The 19,932-nt window shown below is 72.8% G+C and carries 17 protein-coding genes and 1 tRNA gene; 8 read left to right on the top strand and 10 right to left on the bottom strand.

The genetic code is table 11. The features are described from left to right. The first annotated feature begins 18 nt into the window (after positions 1-18). Entirely contained in the window at positions 19-582 is a 564-nt protein-coding gene (locus BKA05_RS14670; protein WP_179532085.1) for a hypothetical protein, read from the top strand. Between the two features lie 79 nt (positions 583-661). On the opposite strand, the gene BKA05_RS14665 is transcribed toward BKA05_RS14670, so the two are convergent. From BKA05_RS14665 to BKA05_RS14655, 3 genes are all read right to left on the bottom strand, one after another. After that, positions 662-1,615, bottom strand: coding sequence for a type IV toxin-antitoxin system AbiEi family antitoxin domain-containing protein (locus BKA05_RS14665; protein ID WP_179532084.1), 954 nt, complete (start codon positions 1,613-1,615; stop codon positions 662-664). 229 nt (positions 1,616-1,844) lie between these two features. Beyond that, positions 1,845-3,044: a DUF4032 domain-containing protein gene (locus BKA05_RS14660; RefSeq protein WP_179532083.1), complete on the bottom strand. Its 1,200-nt coding sequence runs from the start codon at positions 3,042-3,044 to the stop codon at positions 1,845-1,847. Between the two features lie 28 nt (positions 3,045-3,072). Continuing rightward, on the bottom strand, positions 3,073-4,854 hold the full coding sequence (locus BKA05_RS14655) for a glycoside hydrolase family 13 protein (RefSeq protein ID WP_179532082.1): 1,782 nt from the start codon (positions 4,852-4,854) through the stop codon (positions 3,073-3,075). Positions 4,855-4,935: 81 nt separating this feature from the next. Between BKA05_RS14655 and BKA05_RS14650 the strand changes: the two genes are divergently transcribed. Both BKA05_RS14650 and BKA05_RS14645 read left to right on the top strand, forming a co-directional pair. Next, positions 4,936-5,649, top strand: a complete 714-nt coding sequence (locus BKA05_RS14650; protein ID WP_179532081.1) for an SDR family oxidoreductase — start codon at positions 4,936-4,938, stop codon at positions 5,647-5,649. Between the two features lie 48 nt (positions 5,650-5,697). Continuing rightward, positions 5,698-5,769: transfer RNA gene (locus tag BKA05_RS14645), tRNA-Thr, on the top strand. Between the two features lie 134 nt (positions 5,770-5,903). On the opposite strand, the gene pdxY is transcribed toward BKA05_RS14645, so the two are convergent. Then, a complete protein-coding gene (gene pdxY / locus BKA05_RS14640; RefSeq protein ID WP_179532080.1) occupies positions 5,904-6,755 on the bottom strand; it encodes a pyridoxal kinase PdxY in 852 nt (283 codons plus the stop codon). A gap of 210 nt (positions 6,756-6,965) precedes the next feature. Between pdxY and BKA05_RS14635 the strand changes: the two genes are divergently transcribed. After that, complete coding sequence (locus tag BKA05_RS14635; RefSeq protein WP_179532079.1) at positions 6,966-8,594, top strand: GMC family oxidoreductase; 1,629 nt, start codon at positions 6,966-6,968, stop codon at positions 8,592-8,594. 25 nt (positions 8,595-8,619) lie between these two features. After that, the gene (locus tag BKA05_RS14630; protein WP_179532078.1) at positions 8,620-10,203 is read left to right on the top strand and encodes a succinic semialdehyde dehydrogenase; all 1,584 of its coding nucleotides are present in this window, start codon (positions 8,620-8,622) and stop codon (positions 10,201-10,203) included. A 69-nt stretch (positions 10,204-10,272) separates the two neighbouring features. On the opposite strand, the gene BKA05_RS14625 is transcribed toward BKA05_RS14630, so the two are convergent. The 4 genes from BKA05_RS14625 to BKA05_RS14610 form a co-directional block, all read right to left on the bottom strand. Continuing rightward, positions 10,273-11,052, bottom strand: coding sequence for a dioxygenase family protein (locus tag BKA05_RS14625; RefSeq protein WP_179532077.1), 780 nt, complete (start codon positions 11,050-11,052; stop codon positions 10,273-10,275). A 29-nt stretch (positions 11,053-11,081) separates the two neighbouring features. After that, positions 11,082-11,789, bottom strand: coding sequence for a uracil-DNA glycosylase (locus BKA05_RS14620; protein WP_179532076.1), 708 nt, complete (start codon positions 11,787-11,789; stop codon positions 11,082-11,084). Between the two features lie 139 nt (positions 11,790-11,928). Beyond that, positions 11,929-12,978 carry an NHL repeat-containing protein gene (locus tag BKA05_RS14615; protein ID WP_179532075.1) on the bottom strand — a complete coding sequence of 350 codons (1,050 nt, stop codon included), beginning with the start codon at positions 12,976-12,978 and terminating at the stop codon, positions 11,929-11,931. Continuing rightward, complete coding sequence (locus tag BKA05_RS14610) at positions 12,975-14,537, bottom strand: flavin monoamine oxidase family protein (protein ID WP_179532074.1); 1,563 nt, start codon at positions 14,535-14,537, stop codon at positions 12,975-12,977. Before BKA05_RS14610 ends, BKA05_RS14615 begins: the two co-directional genes overlap by 4 nt. 65 nt (positions 14,538-14,602) lie before the next feature. Between BKA05_RS14610 and BKA05_RS14605 the strand changes: the two genes are divergently transcribed. From BKA05_RS14605 to BKA05_RS14595, 3 genes are read left to right on the top strand one after another with little or no spacing between them, the layout of a single operon-like run. Continuing rightward, complete coding sequence (locus BKA05_RS14605) at positions 14,603-15,319, top strand: TetR/AcrR family transcriptional regulator (protein WP_179532073.1); 717 nt, start codon at positions 14,603-14,605, stop codon at positions 15,317-15,319. Further along, entirely contained in the window at positions 15,316-15,951 is a 636-nt protein-coding gene (locus BKA05_RS14600) for a class II aldolase/adducin family protein (RefSeq protein ID WP_179532072.1), read from the top strand. The genes BKA05_RS14605 and BKA05_RS14600 overlap by 4 nt, the downstream gene beginning before the upstream one ends. 10 nt (positions 15,952-15,961) lie before the next feature. Further along, positions 15,962-16,891: a carbohydrate kinase family protein gene (locus tag BKA05_RS14595; RefSeq protein WP_179532071.1), complete on the top strand. Its 930-nt coding sequence runs from the start codon at positions 15,962-15,964 to the stop codon at positions 16,889-16,891. A 93-nt stretch (positions 16,892-16,984) separates the two neighbouring features. Here the strand turns inward: BKA05_RS14595 and BKA05_RS14590 are convergent, their stop codons facing one another. Together BKA05_RS14590 and BKA05_RS14585 are read right to left on the bottom strand one after the other, a co-directional pair. After that, on the bottom strand, positions 16,985-18,406 hold the full coding sequence (locus tag BKA05_RS14590) for a pyridoxal phosphate-dependent decarboxylase family protein (protein ID WP_179532070.1): 1,422 nt from the start codon (positions 18,404-18,406) through the stop codon (positions 16,985-16,987). Positions 18,407-18,565: 159 nt separating this feature from the next. Next, the gene (locus tag BKA05_RS14585; RefSeq protein ID WP_343045694.1) at positions 18,566-19,858 is read right to left on the bottom strand and encodes an alpha/beta fold hydrolase; all 1,293 of its coding nucleotides are present in this window, start codon (positions 19,856-19,858) and stop codon (positions 18,566-18,568) included. Positions 19,859-19,932 lie beyond the last annotated feature (74 nt).

Below are 19,932 nucleotides of genomic sequence, written 5' to 3'. Positions count from 1 at the left end.
CTCGAAACGGAGTCCCCGATGACCGACACCACCGTCTCCGCCCCCGCCTCCGGGTCCCGCCTCGGCGCCGGCGCCGCCATGCCGCGCGCCGGGTCGCGCGGCACGGGTGCGGCCCCGCTGGTCAACAACAACTACCGGCTGCTGCAGGTCGTGCTCTTCTGGGCCGGCGCCGTGCTGCTGCCGCTGGGTCTCGTGGTGATCGTGCTGGGCTGGTACGGCGCTGCCAACACGCCGTACGAGTACGACCAGATCTCCTACCTCGTCTCGGGTGGTCTGCTGGGCCTGGGCCTGACCTTCACCGGTGGGTTCCTCTACTTCGGGGCGTGGCTGGCCCGGCTCGCCGACGACGGCCGGGAGTCCTCCAAGCGGCTCGCCGACACCCTGCTGGTGCTCGCCGACGTCACCTCGCGCGCCGCCGCCGTCTCGGCCCCCGTCACCGACGCCGCGGCCCTCCCGGTCGTCGCCGGAGACGGCACCACCCTGCACCGCCGCGACTGCTCGCTCGTCGCCCACCGCGACGACCTGCGTCCCGCTGGCCCCGACGCCGCCCACCTCACGCCCTGCCGGGTCTGTAAGCCCTAGCCAGGCGCCTGTTTCACCACCCGGGTGGTGAAACAGGCTCTGGTCGACCGGAACTCCATGAGACCAGCGGCAGTTTCGGTCACCCAGCAACGGGTCGGGCATCGGCCATCGCCAAGAACGCTCGGATCCGCTCGATGGTCCTGGCAGGGTGGCGTACTACGTCGTCCCAAGTGATCCTGATGACGAGCCAGCCAGCCTCGCGGAGGCGGTCCTCGCGCCGCTTCTCGCGTACGACGGCGTCGAGTGCCGTTTCGCCGTCCCGCAGGTCGCTGGTGAGCTTGCGCAGGCCGTCGAACTCGAGCAGGGCCATCTTGTTCGGCCACGCGAAGTCGGCGCGAGCCAGCCAGCGCCCGTCGGTGCCGGTGATGTCGAGCTGAGAGACCGGGTCCGGGAGGTTGCTCTCGTGGATCAGCAGACGGGTCAGCGTCTCACCGGGTGACTCGGCGCGGTGGTCCGTCAAGGCGAGAAGGTGCATCAGGGGAAGCGAGCCTGGCCACCTCCCCATGCCGATGGCCCTCTGCCGCAACTCGTCGGTGGTGGTGAGTCCCTCATGGAGGAACCAGTCCAGCACGCAGAGTGCCGAGGGGCGTGGCAGCGTCAGGCAACTGTCCAAGGCGGTGCGGGTCGGGCTCGTCACCCAGTGGTCAGCGACGCGGCTCACGTCGTTCACGAGACAGGCCCCGCGATGGTGGACGATCCCGGCCTGGTGCCGGCCGGCCTCTCCGTCGAGGTGCGTGAGGTGCACGGCCTCAGGTCGCACGCTCACCAGCGGTGCACCCCACCAGAGGACGGCACTGGCATGTGAAACAGCAACGTCCTCGTCGTACTGGCGGCACACCGCCTTCACCAAGAGGAGATGTCGCCGCTCCTGCGTCGAGCACTCCCAGAGGGAGGCCAGGCAGTAGGCGCCGTGTCGGATGCGCCTCAAGGCGCCTCCGACCACTTGTCTTCGCAGTGCCTTGTCGTCGTAGCCCGCCGAGATCACGTCGCGGCGAAGCAGAATGCCGTCTGGGTCCACGAGCTCCATCACCATGTGCGTGAGCCTGCGGTCTTGCATGCCCAACTGGGGGCGATCGTGGGGTGCAGGTGGACGACGTGGCTGCGCGGAGGCGATGTGGGCACCTGGCGGGCCGTCTCCGGCAGTGGCGCCGAGGGGCGCTGGTCTCGTGAAACTGTCGCTTGTCGACCGGAACTTCATGAGGCAAGTGCCGGTTTCACCACCCGGGTGGTGAAACCGCCCCGCAAAGCGACCGGCGTGGGCCTCACTCGGCGGCGAGCGCCTCGTCGGGCTTGGAGCGCAGGACGGTGTCGATGTAGTCCTGCGCGGTGTCGAAGATGTCGGCCTCGTGGCCGGCCCGCTCGGAGAGGTACCACCGGTGCTCGAGCACCTCGTGGAAGAACTCCGCGGCCTCGAGCCGTCCACGCAGGTCCGTGGGCACCATCGAGGTGACCGGCTCGTAGATCTCGGTCAGCCAGCGTGAGGCGACGATGCCGCGGTCCTCGCGGCCCAGGTCGTGGTGGGCGGTGTACGACGCCAGGTCGTTGAGCAGGCGCCGGGCCTGGGCGTCCTCCACGTCCAGCCCGGTCAGGGCCTGGAGCTCGCGCCGGTGGTGGCCCAGCTCGACGACCCGGGGCTGGATGCGGACCTTGTCCCCGTCGAGGTCGGTGACGATGTCGAGCTCCTCGACGTCGAAGCCCATCTCGTTGAGGCGCTCGATGCGCTGGCCGATGCGCCACATCTCCTCGGTGGTGAACTCCTCCTGCCCGGTCAGCTCGCCCCACAGCTCGTCGTAGCGGCGCTGCAGCAGCTCGACGACCTCGTGCGCCTCGACCTCCCCGGCGACGGCGTTGCTGGCCTGCAGGTCGAGCAGCTCGGCGAAGACGTTCTCGGTGCCCACGGTCACGTCGTGCTCGCGCAATCGGTCGGAGAGCTGGTCCTTCAGCTCCCCGGTCTCCGCGTCGACGAGGTAGGCCGCGAACCCGCCCGCGCTGCGCCGGAACAGCACGTTGGACAGCGACACGTCGCCCCAGTAGAAGTCGGCCAGGTGCAGCCGCACCAGCAGCACGACGAGCGCGTCGACCAGCGAGGGGAGGTTCTGCGCGGTGGCGCCGTGGCTGAACAGGCTGCGGTAGGGCAGGGAGAAGCGCAGGTGCTCGGTGAGCAGGCAGGCCGGCAGCGGCTCGCCGTCGGGGTCGGTGCGCTCGGTGACGACCCCCAGCGGCACCACGGCGGGCAGGCCCATCCGGTGCAGGTCGCGCAGGGTGCGGTACTCCCGGAAGGCGATGTCCTCGACGGTCTCCTTGACGGCGTACACCCGGCCGCCCTGGCGCACGATGCGCACGACGTGCCGGGACAACCCTCGCGGCAGCGGCACCACGACGTCGTCGCCCCACTCCTCGAGCGGGGTCGACCAGGGCAGGCGCACCAGGTCGGGGTGGGGGCGCGCGGCGACGATCCGCATGCCCGGCAGCGTACGCCGAACGCCCCTCTCAGAGGCGCCAGAGCGTGACCGACGGCCCGTCCGTCGACCCGTCGGGCTCGGTCGACAGGATCAGCTCGGGGGTGCCCGGCAGGCCGAGGTCCAGCGGCGCCCCGGCGGCCCGGCGGGCCACGACCAGCACGTCGCCCTCGGGGTGCTCGCGCAGGAACGCCAGGCAGTCCTCGTCGACGTGCGCCCACCGCAGCCCGCCGTGCACGAGCGCGGGGTGCTCGGCGCGGGCGGCGGCCAGGGCGGCGTACGTCGCCAGGGTCTGCTCGTCCCACTGCTCGCCGCGGTGCCAGGGCATCGGGCGCCGCGAGTCCTCGCCGAGGACGCCCTCGAGGCCGATCTCGTCGCCGGCGAAGAGCATGGGGACGCCCGGCAGCGTGAACTGCAGGCCCGCCGCGACCCGGTGCAGCACGGCCGAGCCGGTGAGCGTGCGGATGCGCGCGGAGTCGTGGGAGCCCAGGATGTTCCACGACTGGCAGGTGGCCCGCCAGCCGTAGCGCGCCAGCCACTCGCGGAGGGTGCGCTGCACCAGCCGGCCGCCGCGTCGCGCGACCGGCACCGGCCGGCCGAAGGCGCGGGCGGGGGAGTCGAGGTCGCGCAGCCACGACCACACCGGCCAGGAGAACCCGGAGTAGTTCATCGTCCCGTGCCAGCCGTCGCCGTCCAGGTCGCCCGACGCGTCGTGGTTGTGCTCGCCGATCACCCAGGCGTCCGCGCGCTCGGCCTCGGCGGTACGCCGCACCCCGCGGGCCACGTCGTGGTTGACGTCGACCGGGCCGAGCCGGCCGGTCATGTTGGCGACGTCGATGCGCCAGCCGTCCAGGCCGATGGGTGGCCGCATCCACCGCGCCACCACCGACTCCGGGCCCTCGACCATCGCCGCGCGCATCTCGGCGCTGGTGTGGTCGAGCTTGGGCAGCGTGTGGTGGCCCATCCAGCTCTCGTAGCCGCCGTCGGGCAGGAAGCAGTACCAGTCGCGGGTGGGGGAGTCGGGGTCGGCCAGGGCCTGCTGGAACCACTCGTGGGTGTCGCCGGTGTGGTTGGAGGTCAGGTCGCCGAGCAGCCGCATCCCGCGGTCGTGCAGGGCGTCGGCGAGGCGGGCGTAGGCGGCGTCCCCGCCGAGCAGGTCGTCGACCCGGTCGAAGGTCGAGGCGTTGTAGCGGTGGTTGCTCTCGCCGGGGAAGACCGGCGTCGTGTAGAGCACCGTCGCCCCGGTGGCCTGAACGTGGTCCAGGTGCTCGGTCACCCCGTCGAGGTCGCCGCCGAAGAGCTGGAGCGGGGTGCGGGGGTCGCTGCCCTCGAAGACCACCTCGTCGTCCCAGTCCGCCGGCACCGCCCACGCGGGAGTGGGGCGGTCCTCGGCCGCGGCGCTGCGGGCGAAGCGGTCGGGGAAGACCTGGTAGACCACGGCCTCGCGACCCCAGGCGGGGGCCGGCGCGTGCGTGCTCACCCGGAAGTCGAACGCGTCGGAGCCGTCGTGCTCGACCAGCCCCGCGGCGGTCAGCCACTGCTGGCGGCCTTCGGCGAGAAGGAGGAGGAAGCGGTAGTGCGTCACCGGGCTGTGCACGAGCAGGTCGGCGTGCCACCACGTCGTGTCGCCGTCGCGGGACGGCCGGGCCTCGTGGAAGACCGGCTCGGCGTCGTACGTCGTGCGCAGCCAGACCTGCGCCACGTCGCCGGAGCGGGTGCGCACCCGGACGCCGACGGTGCCGTCGAGCGCGGGCACCTCGGTGTCGAGGTAGAGCGGGGAGCCGTCGTGGTGGGGCTCGTGGAGGAGGCTCATGGCGACATGCTCCCCGACCCACCGGGTTCGTGGGGGAGCAGGTGGTTGCCGCCACACTAGAACGTGTTCTAGGTTTCGGGTGTGAGTGAGAGAGTCGTCGTCGTCACCGGTGCTGCCTCGGGCATCGGCTTCGCCACCGCCGAGCGCTTCCGCGACCTCGGGGACACCGTGTTCGGGCTCGACATCGCACCGACCGTGCCCGAGGGGGTCACCTACGTCGAGTGCAACGTCGGCTCAAAGGCCGCCGTGGACGCAGCGATCGCGACCTGCGCCGCCTCGGGCCGCATCGACGTGCTGGCCAACGTGGCCGGCGTCGTGCAGTTCGGCCGGTTCGAGGGCGTGAGCGAGGAGGTCTTCGACCGGACTCTCGACATCGACCTCAAGGGGCCGTTCTTCCTCATGCAGGCCGCGTTGCCCCACCTGCGCGCCGCGGGCGGCAACATCGTCAACGTCTCCTCGGTGGCCGGTCGGATCCCGCAGCCCTACTCCGCGGCGTACTCCGCGGCCAAGGGCGGGCTCACCCAGCTCACCAGGGCGCTGGCGCTCGAGCTCTCCCCGGAGGGCATCCGCGTCAACGCGGTCTGCCCCGGCACCGTGGCGACCCCGCTCGTGGACGGCGTCGCGGCGTCGTACCCCGCCGACCTCGACGCGCGCGTGCAGGACCGGCTGCTGATGATGCTGCCGGGCGCCGCCATCACTCCCGACGAGATCGCGTCCTCCATCGTCTACCTCGCCTCCGCCGAGGCGCGGATGATCACCGGCTCGGTCGTCGCCTTCGACGGGGGCATGGGCTGAGGCCCTCCTCGCGCGACTAGGATCGCCCGCGTCGCTCTCGGGCGACTCGCCGCGTTAGCTCAGTGGTAGAGCGCCCGCCTTGTAAGCGGACGGTCGGGAGTTCGACCCTCCCACGCGGCTCTGTCCCTTCTTTCAGGCGACTGGAGGGTGTGGCGTGAGAGGGGTTCACGGCAGACCCTCCGGTCGACTCCTGCGCCCGCCGGTCTGCCGCACGCGACCGACCGTCCGGCCGTGCGCGAGCGACGGGTCGGCGGTCAGCGCAGGCGGCGGGCGGCGAAGGTCGTCGGGGGAGCGGCGATGGCGTCCTGGGCGTCGACGAGACGGATCTCCCGGTGGCCTGAGGCCAGGGTCGCCTCGAGGACGGCGAAGACCGTGCCGGTGGTGCGTGAGAGCGCCTCGGCCGGGGAGCCGGTCTCGTGCAGGTGCGCGAGGTAGAGCGCGGCGGTGACGTCGCCGCAGCCGTTGGGCGTGATCGGCAGCAGCGGCGTGGTGACCGCCCAGGCGCCCTCGTCGGAGACCGCGACCACCTCCAGGTGTCCCTCGGGGACCTCGTCGTGCAGCACCGAGGTGACCAGCACGTGCCGCGGGCCCTTCGCGCGGACGACGTCGACCGCGGCGAGCACCTCGTCGAGGGTGCGGGTGGTGGTGCCGGCGAGGAAGTCCAGCTCGAAGTGGTTGGGGGTCACCACGTCGGCGGCGGGTACGACGGTGTCCCGCATGAACTCGGGGATGCCCGGCCGCACGAACATGCCCCGCCCCACGTCGCCCATCACCGGGTCGCAGCAGTAGAGCGCCCCGGGGTTGAGCTCCTTGACCTTCGCCACCGCGTCCAGCACGACCCCGCCCACGGCCGGGTCGCCCTGGTAGCCCGAGAGCACCGCGTCGGCGGTGCCGAGCACCCCGCGGTCCTCGATGCCCGCGATCACCTCGGCCACGTCGGCCGGGTCCAGGAGCGGCCCGCGCCAGGCGCCGTACCCGGTGTGGTTGGAGAAGTGCACCGTGAGCACGGGCCACACCTCGTGGCCGAGCCGCTGCAGCGGGAAGGCCGCCGCGGAGTTGCCGACGTGGCCGTAGGCCACCGAGGACTGGATGGAGAGCACGCGCATACGGCCAGTATCGGGGGTCTCGACGCCCGCCTCGTCGCTGGCGCTCCTCGGCTGCTCGACCACCGGGGTGGCCGGCCCTCGTCGCTGGCGCTCCGGCTGCCCGACCATCCTGTGGGCCAGACCGACTAGAACAGGTTCCAGTTCTGGCGTAGGGTGAGCGCCGACACATTCCGTCGGTATGTCGGCCCAGCAAGCGCGAGGTGCACACCCATGGCCAAGAAGGCTCCCCACTCGAACGAGGCCGACTACGTCGTCGTCGGCTCCGGCTCCTCCGGCGCCACGATCGCCGGCCGCCTGGCCCAGTCCGGGGCGAAGGTCATCGTGCTCGAGGCGGGCAAGACCGACCAGAAGTTCCTGACCAAGAAGCCGGGCATGATCGGCCCGATGCACGCGGTGCCGGAGATCAAGCGCACCGTCGACTGGGGCTACTACTCGGTGCCGCAGAAGCACATCCTCGACCGCAAGATGCCGGTCCCGCGCGGCAAGGTCCTGGGTGGGTCGAGCTCGATCAACGGGATGGTCTACGTGCGCGGCAACCGCGCCAACTACGACTCCTGGGCCGCCGAGGGCTGCACCGGCTGGGACGCCGACAGCGTGAACGCGGCGTACAAGCGCATGGAGGACTACGAGGGCGGGGCCGACCAGTTCCGCGGCGAGGGCGGCCCGATCCGCGTCACCGTCAACAAGACGCCCCAGGAGGGGTCGCTGCAGTTCCTGCAGGCCACCGCCGACGCCACCGGCTGCGAGATCCTCGACGACTACAACGGCGCCTCGCAGGAGGGTGTCGGCCGGATGCAGCAGAACGCCGCCGACGGCCTGCGCTACTCCGCCTCCCGCGGCTACATCCACCACCTCGCGCCGCCGACCCTCGAGGTCCAGACCCAGGTGCTGGTCACCAAGGTGATCATCGAGAACGGCCGCGCCACCGGCGTCCGCGTCCGTGACAAGGACGGCTCCGAACGCACCATCCGCGCCGGCAAGGAGGTCATCCTGGCGGCCGGCTTCGTCGGCTCGGCGCAGATCCTCATGCTCTCCGGCGTCGGGCACGCCCAGCACCTCAAGGACCACGGCATCGAGGTCGTCTCCGACCTCCCCGTCGGCGACAACCTGCACGACCACATGTTCCACGCCATGACCTTCCACGCGACCACCTCGAAGATGCGCGGCAACGCACGCTTCTTCGCCAAGGGCGTGGCCAAGGAGGTCCTGCGACCCGGGTCGACGTTCCTGGCCAACTCCGTCTTCGAGGTGCTCGCCTTCCTCAAGACCAGCCAGGCCACCACCATCCCCGACCTGCAGCTGCACCTGCTGCCGTGGTCCTACGTCTCGCCCAACCAGGACGAGCCGATCCGCCACGACGTCGACCCGCGCCCGGCGCTGACGGTCCTCACGACGCTGATCTACCCCAAGTCCCGCGGCACCCTGCGCCTGGCGTCGGCCGACCCGACGGCCACGCCGCTCATCGACCCGGCCTACCTCGCCGAGTCCGCCGACCTCGACCTGCTCACCGAGGGCTCCGAGCTGGTGCGCGAGATCTTCAGCGGCAAGGCCTTCGGCGGTGCGATCAAGGACGAGATCCACCCCGGCCGGGCACTGCAGGGCTCCGACCTGCGGCAGGCGATCCTCAACCGGGCGACGTCGGTCTACCACGGCGTCGGCACCTGCAAGATGGGCGTCGACGAGACCGCCGTGGTCAACCCCGACCTCACCGTGCGCGGCGTCGAGGGGCTGCGCGTGTGCGACGCCTCGATCATGCCGAGCATCACCGGCGGCAACACCAACGCCCCGGCCATCATGATCGGCGAGCGCGGGGCCGACCTGGTCCTCGGTCGCGGCTGAGCACGCACCGGAGGACGACGTACCCATGACCACCACGCCCGCACCCACCCGCCTGGACCGCCCGGCCTCCGTGACCGACGAGCTGCTGGCCCGCCTGGCCGGCCGCGTCTCCTCCGACGGCTCGATGGCGCCCTGGCAGCTCACCGAGGTCTACACCGGCGAGAAGCTCGTCGAGCTCCCGCAGTCCAGCCCGGCCGACATCGAGCGGGCCTTCGCGGCCGCCCGGGTCGCCCAGGCCGCGTGGGCGCGGCGCAGCGTGGAGGACCGGCTGAGGGTCTTCAAGCGGGCGCACACCCTCTTCCTCGACCACGCCCAGCAGACGGCCGACCTGATCCAGGTCGAGTCCGGCAAGAACCGCCGGATGGCCATCGAGGAGACCTGCGACCCGCCCATGGTCATGGGCCACTACCTCAAGCGGGCCAAGAAGCTGTTGGCCCCGACCACCCGCGGCGGCCCGGTGCCGTTCCTCACCACCTCCACCGAGGTGCGCGTCCCCAAGGGGGTCGTCGGCATCATCGGGCCCTGGAACTTCCCGTTCGCCACGGGGATCTCCGACGCGATCTCGGCGCTGATGGCGGGCAACGGCATCGTGCTCAAGCCCGACAACAAGACCGCGCTCTCCCCGCTGTGGGGCATCGAGATGCTCGAGCAGGCCGGCCTGCCGAAGGGGCTGTTCCAGGTCGTGTGCGGCGAGGGTGGCGACGTCGGCCCGACCTTCATCGACAACGCCAACTACGTGATGTTCACCGGCTCCACCGCCACCGGCCGCGTCATCGGTGAGCGCTGCGGCCGCAACCTCATCGGCTGCTGCCTCGAGCTCGGCGGCAAGAACCCGATGATCGTCCTGGAGGACGCCGACCTCGACGAGGTCGTGCAGGGCGCGATCTTCGGGGCCTTCGGCAACACCGGCCAGATCTGCATGCACATCGAGCGGATGTACCTCCCGCGCTCGCGCTACGAGGAGTTCAAGGCGAAGTTCGTCCGCGTCACCGAGGCGCTCGACGTCCGCGCGGCCTACGACTTCGGCCCCGACCTCGGCTCGCTGGTCTCGGTCGACCACATGGAGCGGGTGAAGAGCCACGTCGACGACGCGGTCGCCAAGGGCGCCACGGTGCTGACCGGTGGTCGACCGCGACCCGACCTCGGCCCGGCGTTCTTCGAGCCGACCATCCTCGAGAACACCCCGCCGGACGCGATCCACGCGACGATCGAGACCTTCGGCCCGGTCGTGAGCCTGTACGCCTACGACACCGTCGACGAGGCCGTGGCCCTGGCCAACGACACCGACTACGGCCTCAACGCCTCGGTCTGGGGCACCGATCTGGACCGCGCGACCGAGGTCGCCCGGCGCATCGAGTCCGGCAACGTCAACATCAACGACATCCTCGCCACCGCCTTCGCCTCCAAGGGCACGCCCTCCGGCGGCGTGAAGGCCTCCGGTGTCGGCGCCCGGCACGGTGACCAGGGCCTGTTGAAGTACACCGACGTGCAGCAGCTGGCGGTGCTGAAGAAGCAGGTCATGGGCGCGCGCCCCGGCCAGGACTACGACGAGTACGTCAAGGGGATGCTCAGCGGCCTGAAGATGATGCGCAAGCTGCGCGTCAGGTAGGCGAGAGCGTCACCGGGTCTCGACGCCCGCTCGTCGCTGGCGCTCCTCGCTGCTCGACCAGCGAGTGGGCTAGGCGACGGCGAAGGATCGCTTCGACAGCCCCATCCAGAACTCGCCGTCGGCCCCGATCACCTGCTCCGGCGGGAGACCGGGGTCGCTGGCCGCGCCGAGGGTGACGAACAGCGGCGCGTAGTGCTCGACGGTCGGGTGGGCGTACGGCATGCCGGGCGCCCGGGAGGAGTACGCCGCGAGCTCGTCGACGTCGCCGCGGGTGAGTGCCTCCCCGGCCCACGCGTCGAAGTCGCGGGACCAGCCCGGGGCCTCGGCGTCGATGCGGAACTCGCGCAGGAACGGCAGGCCGTGGGTGAGGAAGCCCGATCCGACCACCAGCACGCCCTCGTCGCGCAGGTCGCGCAGCCGTGCGCCGAGCGCGAGCAGCCGCGCCGGGTCGTGGGTGGGCAGCGACATCTGCAGCACCGGGACGTCGGCCTCGGGATACATGATCCGCAGCGGCACCCAGGCGCCGTGGTCGAGGCCGCGCGAGGAGTGCTGGTGCACGGGCTCCGTGCTCGGCATCATCGCCGCGACCCGGGCGGCCAGCGCCGAGGCGTCGGGCGTCGCGTAGGTCATCTGGTGGTACTTCGGGTCGAAGCCGCCGAAGTCGTAGACCAGGGGGACGCCGCTCGCCGACAGCGACAGCGGGGCCGACTCCCAGTGCGCGCTCACGATGAGGATCGCGCTGGGTCGGGGCAGGTCGGCGGCCAGCGCGCGCAGCTGGCCGGACCAGATGGGGTCGTCGAGGAGCGGGGGTGCTCCGTGGCCGATGAAGAGCGCGGGCATGCGGGTCATGGTCACCTCAAGGTAGTTGAGGCTTCAATCTATTCCGCGGTGGTGTCCAGGGTCCAGCCGACCGGGGTGCCGCCCTGCTCGCGCAGCAGCGCGTCGGCCCGCGAGAAGGGACGTGACCCGAAGAAGCCACGTCGCGCCGAGAGCGGGGAAGGATGCGCCGACTCGATGCACGGGACGTCGCCGAGCGCCGGCCGCAACGACTGCGCGTCGCGCCCCCAGAGCACGGCCACGAGCGGGTGGCCCGCCTCGTGGCGGCGTACGAGCGCGGCGATGGCGGCCGAGGTGATCGGCTCCCACCCCTTGCCGCGGTGCGACGCCGGTGCGCCCGGCGCGACGGTCAGGGCGCGGTTGAGGAGCATGACGCCGCTGTCGGCCCAGCCGCTGAGGTCGCCGTGCCGCGGCGGCACGACACCGAGGTCGTCGCGCAGCTCGACGTAGATGTTGACCAGGCTGCGCGGGAGCGGCCACACGTCGCGCTCGACCGCGAAGGACAGGCCGATCGGGTGGCCGGGAGTGGGGTAGGGGTCCTGCCCCACGACGAGGACCTTGACCTCGGCCAGCGGGCGCCGGAAGGCGCGGAAGACGTGCTCCCCGGCCGGGAGGTAGCTGCGACCGGCGGCGATCTCCGCGCGCAGGAACGCCCCCATCGCCGCCACCTGCTCATCCACCGGCGCCAGGGCCTCGGCCCAGTCCGGTGCCATCAGGCCCTTGTCCACCAGTCCGGCCAGCGCGCTCATGGCGGGGAGGCTATCGATCTGGTGGTCTCGACGCCCGCTCGCTGGCGCTCGCTGCTCGACCACCCGATGGCCGCCGGCCCGGTGGTCGAGCAGCCGAGGAGCGCCAGCGACGAGGCGGGCGTCGAGACCAGCGGGCCCCTCAGCGGAAGGTCGCCCTCCTCGGCAGGTACGGCGCCAGGCCCCGCTCGCCCACGTGGACCCGCAGCACGGCGTGGTGGGAGGCGTCGCCCTGGACGGCCGACTGGTTGGCGACCAGCACGTCCTTGCCGAGGAACGTCGCGTTGCACGGGGAGTCGAAGGGGATCTCCGAGCCGTTCTCGCCGACGAGCGGGAGGGCGGGGAAGGAGTCGACCTCCTCGCCGGTGGTCGGGTCGATCTCGGCGATCCGGTTGGTGGGGCCGACCATCGCGACGTACACGTGACCGGTGCGCCGGCCGATGCCGAAGCCGTCGGGCAGGTCGGTCGGCTGGCTGGTCCACAGGACCTCGACCTCGCCGGGGGCGCGGCCCTGGAGGGGGACCCGCAGCAGGGCGCCGTTGGTCGGGAGGCTGGCGCCGGTGGACAGGGTCTGCTGGGTGAGCAGGAAGGCGCGCTCGTCGGGCAGGTAGCGGATGCCGGTGGTGCCGAAGCCCAGGACGCCGTCGAGCGCGGGGTCGCGCAGCCACTCGGTGACCTTGCCGCGCCGGGTGACGCGGTGGACGACGCCGTCGCCGTAGTCGGTGACGTAGAGGCCGCCGGGGGCCCAGGTCGCGTAGTTGGGCACCGACCCCTCGGGCAGCGTGGCGACGGTGCGCCAGCGGCCGGTCCGCACGTCCAGCGTCAGCACCCGCGAGGTGGTGGTGTCGAGGACGACCAGTCGCCCGGTGCGGGTCTGGGCGGCCACCTGGACGCCGTGCGCGCCGTCGAGGTCCTGGCCGGGGACGCGCCACGACCGCACGAGCGTGCCGCCGCGGGTCCACTCGAAGACCTTGGACGCCTGGCCGTCCGGCGCCGCGTACGTGCCGGCGTAGACCCGCTTGTTGGTGTGCGCGTGCACGTACGCCGGGGCGCCCGGGGAGGGGACCCGCGCGAAGACGCTGGTGGTCCACTTCTCCGGGGCCTCCGCGCCGGTGGCCGCGGCCGGCGGCAGCAGCAGCGCGAGCGCTCCGACCAGCAGCGCGGCCAGTCCGCGCCCTGCCGGCCGCCTCACAGCCGCTCCCCGACCTCGAGGGCCGCGCGCCGGCCGGCGCGGACGGCGCCGTCCATGTAGCCCGACCAGTACGTCGAGGTCTCGGTGCCCGCCCAGTGCACGCGGCCGAACACCTGGCGGATCGCCGGGCCGAAGTCGGTCAGCGTCCCGGGGGCGTGGAAGGCGGTCGGACCGCCGCCGGTCCACCGCTCCTTGGTCCAGTCCTGCTCGGTGTACTCGATGGGCTTGAGCGCCTTCTCGCCGAACATCGCCGCGAAGCCCTCGAGGACGGCGGCGCGCCGCTCCTTCCTCGACAGCGGTCCGAACTTGCGCCAGGTGGAGCCGCCCACGAACGCCAGCAGCACACCGGGGTCGCCGGAGGCGGGGGAGTTGTCGAAGACGGCGCGGGCGGCACCGGCGTCGTTGATGCCGAACCCGTTGAGGCCGTCCTCGCGCCAGAACGGCGTCTCGTACACGGCGTCGCACTTCATCAGCTGGCCCATGTCCATGTGGCGCAGCAGCTGGGTGCGGCGCACCGGCAGCCGGGGGAACCAGTCGATGTCGAGGACCATCGGCGGCGGGCAGGCGACGACGACGCGCTTGGCACGCACCGTGCCCCGCGACGTACGCACGACCACCCGTCCGTCCTTCTGCTCGACGCGCTGCACGGCGGCGTCGAGCGCCACCGCGTCCCCGAGCTTCCTGGCCAGGCGCAGCGGGATGAGCTGCGAGCCACCGATCAGGCGGCTCTCCTGGGCGCCGTTCGCGGTGTCGGAGTTGCGGGAGAAGGTCCCGACGGTGGTCTCGTTGCCGGAGCAGGCGACGTACCAGAGCACGAACAGCAGCGACAGCTCGTCGGGGTCGGCGCCGAAGCCGGGCTGGGTCCAGGACTTGATGAGGTTGCCGACGCCGCTGGAGTTGAGCGCGTTGCGGCGGATGAACTCGCCCAGGCTCATCGCGTCCCACTCCAGGGCGCTGGGGTGCGACCACGGGGCGCTGACGTCGATCTCGGCGGCCATCGAGTCCAGGCGCGTCAGCAGGATCGCGGCGTCGGGGAGGATCGTGGGGTCCGGGGGGACGGTCCCGGAGTACTCCTGGCGGCCGGTCAGCGAGGAGATGTAGACGCTGTTGCCCTCGTTGTACTCCAGGAACGTGCGGACCTTGAGCTCCTTCGCGAGCGCCAGGATGTGGTCCTGGGTGGGGCCGACGAACGCGCCGCCGGCCTCGATCACGCCGCCGGAGCGCAGGTGGTGGTTGAGGACGCGGCCACCGACCCGGTCGCGGGCCTCGACGCACAGGACGTCCAGCCCCTGACGGAGCAGGTCGCGCGTCGCGACGAGCCCGGAGATGCCGGCGCCCACGACGACGACGTCGACCTTCCGGGGGAGCCGGCCCTGCCGCCCGCCGCCGCCACCGGAGCGGGCCTCGGCCGCCCCGGTCGACAGCAGCAGCCCGCCCGACGCGGCGGCGGTCCCGAGGGCGCCGGAGGTGAGCAGGTGCCGACGCGACAGCGCGGCACCCCGCGCGGGGGGCAGGGGTGAGTCGTGCGAGGGTGTGGGGGAGTGCTGGGCCTGGGTCATGGCGCTCCGATCGTGGAAACGTGAACATGTGTCAGTTTCAGGATCGGTACCCTACACTCCGACACATGCCCGTGGAACGTGCTGAGACGCAGGTCGCGGTGCCGTCTGCGCGCTCGGCTGCCCCGTCCAACGAGGCCGCCCCCGACGCGGTCACGGGCGCCGTACGCCGCGTGCCCAGCCAGCAGCGCAGCCGCAAGCGCGTCGAGGCGATCCTCGACGCCGCCGAGCGGCTGGTCCTGGCCGACGGGGTGGAGGCCCTCACCACCCGCGCCATCGCGACCGAGGCCGCGGTGCCGGTGGCCTCGCTGTACCAGTACTTCGGGGACAAGGAGGCGGTCCTCCTCGCGCTCGCCGGGCGCGACATGGAGGAGATGGACGCCCAGGTCGCCGAGGACCTCGCCGCGCTGGAGGTGCTCAGCGTCGCCGGTGTCGTGCGCGCGGCGATGCAGGCGTTCGTGACCGTCTACCGCCGCCGCCCCGCCTTCGTGGAGATCTACCTGCGGGGCCGCACCAACGTCGCCGTGGCGCGCTTCGGCCGCGCCCACAACGTGCGGGTCGCCGAGGCGCTGCGCAGCTTCGGCATCGAGCGAGGCCTGTGCCGCGAGGACCTCACCCTCGACGCGGCGACGCTGGCCGTCGAGGTCGGCGACCGCGTCTTCCAGCTCGCCTACGAGGACCGGCCCGAGGGCGACCCCGCGCTGGTCGAGGAGGGCATCACCATGATGACGGCCTACCTCGAGCGCTACGCCACCGACGCAGGGCTCGAGGGGGTGCCCGCGTGAGCGGCCGCGAGCAGCTCGCCGCCGCCGCGCGCCGTGTCGCCGCCGAGGGGCTCGTCGTCGGCACCGGGGGCAACCTCTCGGTGCGCGAGGGTGCCGACGTGCTCGTGACCGCCTCGGGCGTGGACCTGTCCCGCTGCACCGCCGACGACGTCGTCGCCGTCGCCCCCGACGGCACGCCGCGGGACCCGGAAGCAGCGGCGCCCACGTCCGAGCTCCCGCTCCACCTCGGGGTGTACGCCGACACCGACGCCCTGGCCGTCGTGCACGTGCACGCGCCGTGGTCGACCGCGATCGCCTGCGTCCTCGACGAGCTGCCGGTCGCCCACTACCAGCAGCTGCTGCTCGGCGGCCCGATCCGGGTCGCGCCGTACGCCACGTTCGGCACCCCGGAGCTGGCCGCGGGCGTCCGGTCCGCGCTCGAGGGCCGCAGCGCGGCCCTGATGGCCAACCACGGGGCGGTCGCCCACGGCAGCAGCCTGGAGCAGGCACTCGAGCGGGCGCTGCTCCTGGAGTGGCTGTCCGCCCTGCACCACCGGGCCAGCGCACTGGGCCCGGTCCGCACGCTCACCGAGGAGCAGCAGCACGAGGTCGTCCTCGCTGCGCTCGCCCGCCACTACGGATCACCGGCATGAGGGGTCAGCCATGAGCACCACCATCAGCGTCGTCGGGGTGCACGTCCTCGACACCCACGTCATCGGGGTCGAGTCGATCCCCTCCGGTTCCGACGGGCAGCTCGTCGAGACCATCCGGATGTCGGCCGCGGGCACCGCCGGCGGCACGGGGCTCGTGCTGGCCCGGCTCGGCGCCGACGTGTCCTCCTTCGGCGCCGTGGGGGACGACATGACCGCCGTGACCCTGCTCGCGCTGCTGGCCGAGGAGGGCGTCGACGTCACCGGGCTGGTCCGCAAGGGCGAGCACCAGACGTCGTCGTCGGTCATCCCCGTGCGGCCCTCGGGCGAGCGCCCGGCCTGGCACTGCATCGGCGCCAACGGTGCCTTCACCCTCGAGGACCTCGACCCGGCCGCGCACCTCGCCGACCACGTCCACCTCGGGGGCCCGGAGTTCCTCGGTGGCGCCGCGGCCGGCGAGCTGCTGGCGGCCGCCCGCTCGGCGGGTGCCACGACGTCGGTCGACCTGCTGGCCCCCGGTGACCCCGACATGCTGGCGTGGATCGCCGACGCGCTGCCCCACACCGACTACCTGCTCCCCAACGACGAGCAGGTCCTCGGCTTCACCGGCGCCGCGGACCTCGCCGACGGCGCCCGGGCCCTGGTCGACGCCGGGGCCGGGTGCGTCGCGGTCACCCGGGGCGCCCGCGGTGCCCTGGTCGTCACCCGCGACGAGGTGATCGAGGTCCCCGCCTACGCCGTCGACGTGGTCGACACCACCGGCTGCGGCGACGCCTTCTCGGCCGGCTTCCTGCTCGGCCGGGCGCAAGGCCGCTCGCTGGCCGACTCCGCCGCGCTCGGCTGCGCCACCGCCGCTCAGGTGGCCGGCGGGCTCGGCACCGATGCCGGGGTCTACGACCTCGCGTCGGTCGAGGCGTTCATGGCGGTCACGCCGACGCGCTGAGGCGGCGGGCGGTTTCACCACCCGGGTGGTGAAACCGGCGCTGGTCTGCTGGAACTCCGGTCGACAAGCGGCAGTTTCGTGGGACCAGCTCGCTCAGCCACGGACCGGAGCCGTGCGCAGGTCGGCCAGCCGAGCCACCAGGGCGGCGCGCAGCCGGCTCGGCGCGGCGTCGACCAGCGCGTCGAGCAGGGGCACGGTCGCGCCCAGCGGATCGATCCCCAGGGTCTCCAGCAGCGTGCGCACGTCGTGCACCTCGAGGTGGCCGGGGTCCAGCCGGCGCAGGTGGTCCACCACGCGCCCGGGCAGTCGCACCGCGCCGGTGACCTCGGCCGCGGCGACCGACTCACGCAGCGCGTCGAGCAGCTCGTCGACGTGGGCCCGCGTGCCGGCGCTGACGGTGAGCCGCAGCGTGGCCGGCTCGCCCCGCCAGGACGGCTGGCACTCGGCGTACCACCCCCGCGAGCGGAGCTCGGCGGCCACCGTGAACACGTCGGCGTCGCCGTCGACGCGCAGCAGCAGCAGCGAGGCCTCGGGCTCGTGGGCCAGGGACAGGCCGGGGACGGAGGGTACGCCGGCGACCAGCGCCTCCACGGCGCCCAGCGTCTGCGCGGCGAGGTGGAGGTACCCGTCGGGGCCGATCCCGGAGACCACGCGGGCCGCGGCGGCGACCGGCCCGCCCGGTCGGCTGAACCCCGTCGTGGTGGTGAGGGCCGGTCGTCCCGGGCCGTCCGCGCTCCCGAAGCCGGTGAGCCGCCGCGTGGCGGCGTCGCGGAACAGCAGGACCGACGCGCCGCGCGGTGCGTAGGCGTCGGTGTGCAGGTCGAGGGAGATCGTCGTGACCCCGGCGACCGTGAAGGTCCACGGCGCGATGATCCGCCCCAGCCGCTCGCCGAGGGCCAGCAGCCAGCCCCCGGCGCCGGCGTCCACGTGCAGCGGGACCCGCTTGGCCGTGGCGGCGGTGCCGATCCAGGCCACCGGGTCGATGACGCCGTGGGCCGCCGACGGCGCGGAGACCACCGCGAGCACGGTCCGCTCGTCCAGCGCGTGGGCCATCGGCCCCACCTGGGCGCGGTGCGCGGCATCGGTCGGCACGACGACCGGCTCGACGCCGAGCAGCTGGGCGGCCCGGAGGAACGACGGGTGGGCGGTGTCGGGCAGCACGATCGTGGGGTGTCGCACGTCGGGGCGTGCCTCACGGGCGGCCAGGACCGCGAGCAGGGCGGACTCGCTGCCGCTGCCGGTCACCGTGCCGGCGGCGTCCTCAGGGGCCTCGACCAGGTCGAGCGCGAAGCCCACCAGCTCGGCCTCCCGACGCGCCAGCTCGGGGAACGCCTCAGCGTGCGCGGCGTCGCTGCGGGCGTGCGCGGACAGCGCCTGGGCCGCCAGGGCGTCGACGTCCGGGAGGCCCGGGTCGTGGACGTGGGCCAGCATCCGCCGCGTGGAGCGCGGGAGGTCCGGCCCGGTCTCGTGCTGCGTCGCGGTCAGGGCCCCCGGCCCGATCAACGGCGTGCTCATGCGGGCCCTCCCCGGGTGCTCACGGGGAGCGGCCTGGCGGCCTCCCCGGAGCACCAACCTAGGCGCGCGCAGGCCGACCCGGCGCCGGGTGAGCGGCCTCGCCGGCATGGCCCGATCGGGCCACGGGAGTGCGCCTCGCGGTCGTCTGGACCGCTGGCGTCAGCGCGCCAGGCTGCGTGAGCCCTGGGACGGGTAGCGGCGGCTCGGGTTGGAGCCGATCGCCTCCTTGCTGGCGGCCTTCTTCGCCGCCGGCTTGGCGGCGGGATTCGTGGCGGCCTTCTTCGTGGCCGGCTTCTTGGCGGCGGGCTTCTTGGCGGCGGGCTTCTTGGCGGCGGCCTTCCTCGCCGGCCGCTTCGGGGTGGCCGGTTCCCGGTCGGTCGACCACTGGTCGATCCACTCGTCGAGCACGCGCCAGGTCGAGCCGCGGGCGGCCCGACCGGTCAGCATGCCCAGGTGGCCGCCGGGGACGATCTCGAAGCGCACCTCCGGCGAGCCCTTGAGCAGAGGCACGACCGCCTTCACGGCCTGCACCGGCGCGATGCCGTCGGTGGCCCCGGCGAAGACCAGCACCGGCACCTTGATGGCGCCGATGTCGATGGTGCGGTCCTCCAGCTCGAAGGTGCCGCCCTTGAGCGCGTTGGCCTTCACGAACCGGTGGTAGAGCTGCCCGAACGTCCGGCCCGGGTAGGCGATCATGTTGTCGGTGAACCGGTCGACGGCCTCGATCTGGGCCAGGAAGTCGGCGTCGTCGAGGTGGGTGGCCAGGGCGATCGGCTTGGTGACCAGCTTCTGGAACGAGGAGAGCTGGAAGGCCCAGCGCACGAGCGGCTTCGGTGCGCCGCCCATCAGCTGGTAGGTCCGGGTGATCGCACCCCTGCCGCCGCCGAGGGTCAGGCCCAGGTTCAGCAACGGTCGCAGCGGCGCGACCAGCGGGACGAGGGACACGTCGAACGGCGAGCCGACGATGGTCAGCGAGGCGATCGGCAGGTCGGCGTTGTCGGCGGTCGCCAGCAGGCTGAAGATCCCCCCGAGGCTCCAGCCGACCACGTGCACCGGGCGTCCGCCGGCGTGCGCGGAGACCTCGCGGATCGCGGTCGGGACGACCTCCTCGATCCAGTGCTCCATGCCCAGGTTGCGGTTCTTGAACGACACCTCGCCGTACTCCACGAGGTACGTCGGCCGCCCGCTGGTCACGAGGTGCTCGACGACCGAGCAGCCACGACGCAGGTCGTAGCAGATCGACGGTGCGGCCAGCGGCGTCACCAGCAGCACCGGGTCGCCCTGCACCTGCGTCGATGCGGCAGGTCGGTAGTGGTAGACCTCGCGCAGCTCACCCTCGTCGATCAGCGTGCGGGGCATGGGTCGCAGGTCGGCGAGTCCGCCGTAGAGCATCTTCTGCGCCACGTTGCTCGCCGCCGCGACCACCTGGTCGGGCTTGGGGATCCGATCCACCACTTCCACCTCCACCGGTGAAAACTACCCCCGGCCCCCGGGGTTACGCGTGGTCACCGCCACGCCCGAGCCGC

Source organism: Nocardioides marinus (genome assembly GCF_013408145.1).
In the GTDB taxonomy this organism is placed as follows: domain Bacteria; phylum Actinomycetota; class Actinomycetes; order Propionibacteriales; family Nocardioidaceae; genus Nocardioides; species Nocardioides marinus.
Note: the sequence above shows the minus strand (reverse complement) of the source record. Positions and strands in the feature narration are given on the sequence as shown.